Source organism: Brevibacterium sp. ZH18 (genome assembly GCF_022748595.1).
GTDB lineage: Bacteria > Actinomycetota > Actinomycetes > Actinomycetales > Brevibacteriaceae > Brevibacterium.
In genome coordinates this window covers 1-7,067 of sequence record NZ_JALDSX010000078.1, presented here as the reverse complement: position 1 = coordinate 7,067, position 7,067 = coordinate 1, and the positions used below count along the sequence as shown (strand labels likewise).

Here is a 7,067-nt window from a genome sequence, read left to right as displayed (position 1 = left end):
GATGGAGTCTTGAACACCTACATCATTGCACCCAGGGTCCCGTTTCTTGCGCTGCTTGAGGGTGGCTATCGCACCGCCCTATTTATGAAGAGCCGCATTACGAGCACCCCGATGACGTTGATGAGCAGGAGGGCGATTCCGATCGTGATGATGCTCGCTGTGGCGAAGACCATCGTCGGCTGGCTCCGGTTGAGGGAGAAGACGAGGGCCGAGATCATTGCCATGATGAGAACGAGGACGGCGATGACCCTGGCCACAGGGAATCGGCGGGCCAAGGATCTGGTGCGCACTCCCAGGGGCGAGATCGTGATCTTCCGCAGCCCGATCAGCGCCGAGAGCAGGCAGATGGCGAGCAGCCCGATGACGACGAGCGCGAGCAGCCAGACCGGCATCATCAGTGCCGAATATCCGAGTGGCTCTCCGACGAAGACGAGGAAGCTCAGCGGGTAGGCGAGGAGAAAGTAGCCGGCGATCCCGGCGAGGATTCCTGCGGCGGCGGGGACGAAGGGCTCGGCGACCGCGATCGCGCGGATCGTGCCGCGCTCGGCTCCCAGCAGGGACAGCGTGGACAGGCGTTCGTCCTGACGTCGGGCACTCAATTTCGCCGAGGCGACCCCCAAGCTGATCGCGGGAACGACGAGGAAGACGGTGGCCATGATGGCGAGCATCCGGTAGAGGCCTGCCACCTCGGAATATCCGGAGACATCTGGACGGTCCATGAACGCCCAGGCTCCTCCGGTGACGGTGAGGAACAGGGTCGAACAGGCGAAGAAGGCGATGGCGACGAGTTTCGCAGTCGTCGAGGTGAAGGACTGTTTGGTCAGGACGATGGGAAGGATATTCATGGTTCGCCTCACCGGCCGTTCTGCACGTACTGGGTGGCCTGCTGGTGTGCCGAGTCTGAGACGATCCGACCATCGGCGAGGCGAACGACGCGAGAGCAGCGCGCGGCCACCGTCTCATCGTGGGTGACCACGACCAGGGTGGACCCCCGTCCCGTCGTGGACGCGAGGAGTTCGGAGAGCACCTCGGCGGACGTGGCCGAATCCAGGGCGCCGGTCGGTTCGTCGGCGAAGGTGACCACAGGCTGGGTGACCTGGGCACGGGCGATGGCCACACGCTGCGCCTGCCCGCCGGAGAGCTGGCCGATGCGTTTGCGCAGATGATCTGCCAGGCCCAGTCGCGTCAGCCATGCCCGGGCATGGTCGGTGGCCGCGGGGCGAGTCATGCCCGAGAGCATCGCGGCGAGCGCAACATTGTCCTCGGCGGACAGTTCGGGCAGAAGCAGTCCCTGTTGGAAGACGAAGCCGAAGACCTCGCGGCGCAGGGCCGTGCGACCTGCTTCTTTCAGTGAGGTGATCTGTGCGGCGGCGCTGCGGTCGGTGGGCAGAAGGCGGATATCTCCGTCATCGGGTCGGATGATGCCGGCCAGGCAGTGCAGCAGCGTCGTCTTGCCGGAGCCGGAGGGCCCCATGATGGCAAGGGATTCGCCGAGGCCGATGGTGAGATCGACTCCGGCGAGCGCATAGGTCTGGTTGTAGTGCTTGGTCACGGTCGAGGCGGTGATGATCGCGGGAAGCTGAGAATGTGTCATGAGTCCATGTTTTCGCAACCTGCCCTGTTCGACTATGAAGTCCTCCCGCCTGCTGGGCAGGGAAAACCCGACAGGTGGAATGGGGGTTAAGAGCTCAGCACGCGACTACGCAATGGACCCGCGGGCGCTCACGCGCCTATTGTGAATGAGCAGCGGTTTCCCCGAGGGCTCCGCTTCTGATGAATCGCTCTGCGTGTGCCGCTCCGGGTGCACTCACGACGAAGACCAAAGAACAGACGTGTACGACTGAGGAGTCATCATGAAGGCACAGTGGATCAGCATTCCGGTCGACGACCAGGCTCGCGCGCTGAAGTTCTATACAGACCGGCTCGGCTTCATTCCCAAGGTCGACGTTCCTGTAGGCGAGGACTTCCGCTGGCTGACAGTCGTCTCACCCGAGGATCCCGACGGCGTCGAGGTCGTCCTCGAGCCGAAGGGCCACCCAGCGGCAGACGCCTACACCAAGGCTCTGGCCGCAGACGGCATCCCCATCAACCAGTTCGCCGTGGCTGATGTCCAGGCCGAATACGAGCGCCTGACCAAACTCGGCGTGACCTTCACCCAGGAACCGACCTCGATGGGTCCAGTCACCACCGCGGTCCTCGACGACACGGTGGGCAACCTGATCCAGCTCGTTCATCAGGACGAGGACACCGAGCCGGACCTGCTCTGAGCAGGTCCTTGTCAGCTGCGAGCGTGGACTTCGAACTGTGACTCGAGGAGTGTTTCGAGTGGAATGTGCACAGTAGCCTGCTCGAGACGGCTGCTGATACCCTGCAGCGCAGGGAGGTGCCGGGTCAGCGTCGAGGCCTGATCAGAGGCGACGACGAGTCCGAGTGCAGCACCGATGCGACCGGTGTGGAAGACCGGCACCGCGATCGAACACGTTCCACGACGCTGCTCTTCCACGGTGATGGCATAGCCTTCTTCGGCAACGGAATCGAGCTGTCTCGACAGGACACCGGGATTGATGACCGTTGCAGAGTGGTCACCACTCAGACACAGCAGAAGCCTGCCCGTAGCAGACGGGGCACGGGCAGCTATGACGAGCGCCGGATCAAGCTCGCCGAGTCCGCGCTGCGGACGCTCGGCGAGCTCGGCTACGCCCGAACGAGCCTGCGCAATATCGCCGCGAACTCCGAGTTCAGCCACGGGGTTGTCCACTACTACTTCCGCGACAAGACCGAACTCATCGTCTTCTGCGTCCGTCACTACAAGACGCAGTGCATGCACCGTTACGACTCGGTCGTGGGGGAATCCACGACGGCAGCCGAGCTCCTCATCGGATTTGCGGACAAGCTGGTGCAGACGCTGACGGCGGAGCCGTCAATGCATCGCCTCTGGTACGACCTCCGCTCCCAGAGCATGTTCCAGGAGGTGCTGCGCGACGATGTGCATGACATCGACCGAGGCCTCGAGGACATGATCTGGCACATCGTCTCCCGCTATGCGGAGTTGAGCAGCGCCCGCCCGATGGTCGAGTCGCGTGCCGCCTACTCGATGTTCGACGGCATCTTCGAAACCGCTCTGCGCGATTTCCTCGCCGATCGACCAGGCGCAGTCGACTGGATCAGATCCCAGGTGACAAGTCTGCTGCCGGCACTGTGCGCTCCCGTGGAGTCATTCACAGGCTGAACCTCTGGTTCCCGAACTGACCATCTGCCCCCGACCTGACCCTCCGGCCCACAGACTGACCCGCCTGCCTCGCGGACCGGCGACAGCTCTCACCCTGGCAGCAGGACGATCACGGTGTGGATCGCGAGTCCTGCCAGCGCACCGATCACGGTGCCGTTGATGCGGATGTACTGCAGGTCCTTGCCGACGTAGAGTTCGATCCGCTCGGACGCTTCCTTCGCATCCCACCGCTCGATCGTATCCGAGATGACACTGGCGATCTCAGGGCCGAAGCTCTCTGCCAGATCGCCGGCCGTCGTCGCGATCTGGTTGTCGATCTTCCTTGCGAGCTCACTGTCGGTCTGCAGACGCTGGGCGAATTCTCCGATGAGTTCGGAGATGCGGCCGCGGACCTCGCCGTTCGGGTCGACGATGGCCTGGCGCAGAAGCTGCTTGAGCGAACCCCAGATCTCAAGCACTGAATCGACGACTCCGGACTGGCTGAGGAGATCGTTGATGATGACTTCGGCCTTGTCCGACAGCGGAGTATCGGAGTTGAGGTCGTCGGAGAGGTCGACGAGCCAGGCATCGAGAGCTTGGCGTGCCTTGTGGTATTCGTTGTCCCGGACGTCTGCGACCCAGCCGAGGACTTCGCGCTGCAGCCGATTCGACAGCTGCTCGTTGACGAAGTCGGGAACCCACGACGGGGCACGGTTGTGGACGATCTCGTCGATGACCTGGGGGTTGTCGCCCAACCAGGTGTACGCCTCGGCGACGATGAGGTCGACAAGTCTGTGGTGAGCGCCGTCAAGGACGATCTGTCGCAGCAGCTGCGCAAGCACGGGTGTCTTGCGGGTGGCCACAAGGCGCGGAATGATCACGTTTCTGGTCAGAGCTTCGACCGAATCGTCGTTGATGCGGGCGAGGACGTATTCGAGCCCACCGGCGGCGCGGTCGACGACGAAGTCCCGGTTGGCGGACTTGCTCAGCCATTCACCGCCACGACGGGATACCTCGGCGGAGCGGATCTTCGTGGACACCGCCTCGGCGTGGAGGAAGTTCGTGGCGACGAATGCGGACAGGCTCGCGCCCAGGGTGTCCTTCTTCCGAGGGATGATCGCCGTGTGCGGGATCGGCAGGCCGAGGGGGCGGCGGAAGAGCGCAGTGACCGCGAACCAGTCGGCGATCGCACCGATCATCGCGGCCTCGGAGGCACGGGAGACGAAGCCCCACACACCGGTGTTGTCGGTGAAGATGTGGGTGGAGAGGAAGATGAGCGTGGCGAGGATGAGCAGGGAGAGTGCGAGCGTGCGCATCTTGCGCAGACCTCGCGCGCGCTCCTGATCCTCCGCCGTCAGTTCGCTCGGTCCGCCGAAGCGCGGCACGGATGGTGCGTTTTCGATCGACATCGTTTCCCCCTTGTCACCTGTCACCGACTTTAGCGAAGTCCCGCGCCGAGGCGGACATCGGCAGGCTGTGCCGTGCCTGGGAACCTCCGGTGGTGCCCGCACTCGGCATCGCACACGGATCCGGTGACTGCACCAGCAATCGGCGATTGTGGCGAGCCTGAGGCCACGGCCAGACCCTGACATCCACGGCGCGAACATGTTTGTATGGAGGGAGAACCGTTCGACGATTCGAGGAGGATGTCATGGCGCAGCAGTTTTCCGTCGGCGACCACGTGGGCTGGAACTCTGAGGCCGGCGAGGTCTCGGGCACGATCACGAAGGTCCATACCGCGGACTTCGAGTACAAGGGTCACAATCGCCGAGCGTCGAAGGATGAGCCGCAGTACGAGATCAAGAGCGACACGACCGATCACATCGCCGCGCATAAGGGCGATGCGCTCCACCGGGTCGACAAGAAGTGACTGATCGCAAGTTCCTCACCATCGGTCATTCGAATCATTCCCTCGTGGAGTTCACTGACCTGCTCGCCGACAACGCCGCCGAGGTGGTCGTCGACGTCCGCAAGCTCCCCGGGTCGAACAAGAATCCCCAGTTCAACGCCGATACCCTCGCCGGTTCCCTCGCCGAGGTGGGCGTGGAGCTGCGGCGGCTCGAAGGGCTGACGGGCAGGAGACCGGTGAGCAAGGAGGTTCCATTCGAGGTCAACGGGTGGTGGAAGAACCGCAGCTTCCACAACTATGCCGACCATGCTCTTTCCGAGGAGTTTCGCCACGACTTCGACCAACTCGTCGAATGGGGTGGGAAGAAGCGCTGCGTGCTCATGTGTTCGGAGGCCGTGTGGTGGCGTTGTCACCGGCGCATCATCGCGGACAACCTGCTCGCCCACGACTTCGTCGTCACGCATGTGATGGGCAAGAATCAGACCGCTGCCGCCGAACTCAGCGCCGGAGCCGTAGTCGGTTCGGACACGACCGTCACCTATCCTGCGGAGGTGGCTGAGTGACCCTCCACCCTGACTCGCAGACTCCCGGGTAAGTGAATGTCGAAATCAGTCCCCGGATTCAACGGTGATCCACCTCCGAACCCGGATCACCTGAGTAAGCTCGGCCCATGGCATTCTTCGAGGAGCGTCACCGAGCTGAATCCTTCGGACAGATCGCGCACGACTACGACAGGTATCGGCCGAGATATCCAGAACCTCTCATCGCGGAGATCCTCAGCCATCCCAAGACTCCAGCATCTCAGTCTCCCCGAATCCTCGATGTCGGATCCGGTACCGGCATCCTCGCAACCCAGCTGCTCGCGGCAGGCGAACACATCTTCTCGACGGGATGCCAGATCCTCTCCGTTGAACCAGACACCGAGATGGCCGGCATTGCACGGTCGAAGGGACTCTCCGTGGAGGTCACCAACTTCGAGGATTGGAACCCGGGCGACCACATTTTCGACGTCGTCACCTTCGGGCAGTCCTTCCACTGGGTGGATCCTAGTCTCGCCCTTCCGCTGATCCGCACGATCCTCACACCAGGTGGAACGTTGGCGTTGGCCTGGAACGACATCTCAGCGGACGGCGACGTGGGCGACGCTCTGGCATCGATCCTCGAATCATTCCACCCTCGCCTCCACTCACCAGACGCTGGCCAGGACGACAGCATGCACGAGCATCCCGTCATAGCCGACCTTCGGGCCAACGGCTTCACTGCCGAAGAACTGTCATTCATGGAGACCCTTCACTATTCGAGGGAAGATTGGCTAGCAATGGTCTTCACGCACTCAGCACAGCTGACGATGCCGCCGCAACAGCGTGAGGCGATGTTCTCCGAGATGTCCGCGGTCATTCCGGACGAGGGCCTCGCAGCTCGCAACTGAGCACAGCTCATCCTTGCCGGCGTTGATATCCTGACGCCATGCACAGACCCCTGACGCCGCGGGAACACGAAGTTGCACTGGCAATGATCCGCCACGCCCACACTTCGCCTGACGAGCAGGAGCGGGCCACGTTCACTGAGGAACAGAGAGATAGCTGGGATCCTCCATTCCCTATCTCACCTCAGCAGCGCATAGCGTGGGAGGCCAACCTCGACGAGGTGGTCGTGACCAATCCGTGTGACTGCGGGTCCTGTCCGTCGATCGGTATGCGGCCGTTGGCTCGTGTCGATGACGAGTCCAGTGACGATGCAGGTGGGCTGGGGGACTTCGAGAGCCGATTCATTCTCGATGCCGGAGTCGACGGGTGCATGCTGCTGCTGTTCATCGGCGACGACAGCCCCAGCTATCTCGAGCTGGCCCCGAGCGACGAACACAAAGTGTTCAGCGAGTTCCCGCCACCCGAACGAATTCGTTTCTGAGGTCACGGCGCACAGCGGGCGAAGCCCGGTTTCACACGGCTCTGCCCCAGTACCCCCACAGCGCACAAAAACGTCGAGGGGACACTGTTTCCAGTGTCCCCT

10 protein-coding genes are annotated in these 7,067 nt (G+C 62.9%); 6 read left to right on the top strand and 4 right to left on the bottom strand.

Going from position 1 to position 7,067, the window contains the following annotated elements; genetic code table 11:
- Positions 1 to 65: 65 nt before the first annotated feature.
- Entirely contained in the window at positions 66 to 845 is a 780-nt protein-coding gene (locus tag MPN20_RS16710) for an FtsX-like permease family protein (RefSeq protein WP_242783963.1), read from the bottom strand.
- 8 nt (positions 846 to 853) lie between these two features.
- Positions 854 to 1,594: an ABC transporter ATP-binding protein gene (locus MPN20_RS16705; RefSeq protein WP_242783961.1), complete on the bottom strand. Its 741-nt coding sequence runs from the start codon at positions 1,592 to 1,594 to the stop codon at positions 854 to 856.
- Positions 1,595 to 1,853: 259 nt separating this feature from the next.
- Here MPN20_RS16705 and MPN20_RS16700 point away from each other — a divergent pair, with 259 nt between their 5' ends.
- A complete protein-coding gene (locus MPN20_RS16700) occupies positions 1,854 to 2,267 on the top strand; it encodes a VOC family protein (RefSeq protein WP_242783959.1) in 414 nt (137 codons plus the stop codon).
- Between the two features lie 11 nt (positions 2,268 to 2,278).
- On the opposite strand, the gene MPN20_RS16695 is transcribed toward MPN20_RS16700, so the two are convergent.
- Positions 2,279 to 2,566, bottom strand: a complete 288-nt coding sequence (locus MPN20_RS16695) for an IclR family transcriptional regulator C-terminal domain-containing protein (protein ID WP_347566845.1) — start codon at positions 2,564 to 2,566, stop codon at positions 2,279 to 2,281.
- 12 nt (positions 2,567 to 2,578) lie between these two features.
- Between MPN20_RS16695 and MPN20_RS16690 the strand changes: the two genes are divergently transcribed.
- The gene (locus MPN20_RS16690; protein ID WP_242783957.1) at positions 2,579 to 3,229 is read left to right on the top strand and encodes a TetR/AcrR family transcriptional regulator; all 651 of its coding nucleotides are present in this window, start codon (positions 2,579 to 2,581) and stop codon (positions 3,227 to 3,229) included.
- Positions 3,230 to 3,318: 89 nt separating this feature from the next.
- Here MPN20_RS16690 and MPN20_RS16685 read toward each other — a convergent pair whose 3' ends face one another.
- The gene (locus MPN20_RS16685; RefSeq protein WP_242783956.1) at positions 3,319 to 4,617 is read right to left on the bottom strand and encodes a DUF445 domain-containing protein; all 1,299 of its coding nucleotides are present in this window, start codon (positions 4,615 to 4,617) and stop codon (positions 3,319 to 3,321) included.
- A 242-nt stretch (positions 4,618 to 4,859) separates the two neighbouring features.
- On the opposite strand from MPN20_RS16685, the gene MPN20_RS16680 reads away from it, so the two are divergent.
- The 4 genes from MPN20_RS16680 (at position 4,860) to MPN20_RS16665 (ending at position 6,965) form a co-directional block, all read left to right on the top strand.
- Positions 4,860 to 5,078 carry a DUF2945 domain-containing protein gene (locus MPN20_RS16680; protein ID WP_242783954.1) on the top strand — a complete coding sequence of 73 codons (219 nt, stop codon included), beginning with the start codon at positions 4,860 to 4,862 and terminating at the stop codon, positions 5,076 to 5,078.
- Positions 5,075 to 5,620 (top strand): DUF488 domain-containing protein, encoded by a 546-nt coding sequence (locus MPN20_RS16675; protein WP_242783952.1) that lies wholly within the window; start codon positions 5,075 to 5,077, stop codon positions 5,618 to 5,620. Before MPN20_RS16680 ends, MPN20_RS16675 begins: the two co-directional genes overlap by 4 nt.
- Positions 5,621 to 5,727: 107 nt before the next feature.
- Positions 5,728 to 6,486: a class I SAM-dependent methyltransferase gene (locus MPN20_RS16670; protein WP_242783950.1), complete on the top strand. Its 759-nt coding sequence runs from the start codon at positions 5,728 to 5,730 to the stop codon at positions 6,484 to 6,486.
- 38 nt (positions 6,487 to 6,524) lie between these two features.
- Complete coding sequence (locus MPN20_RS16665) at positions 6,525 to 6,965, top strand: hypothetical protein (protein ID WP_242783948.1); 441 nt, start codon at positions 6,525 to 6,527, stop codon at positions 6,963 to 6,965.
- Positions 6,966 to 7,067 lie beyond the last annotated feature (102 nt).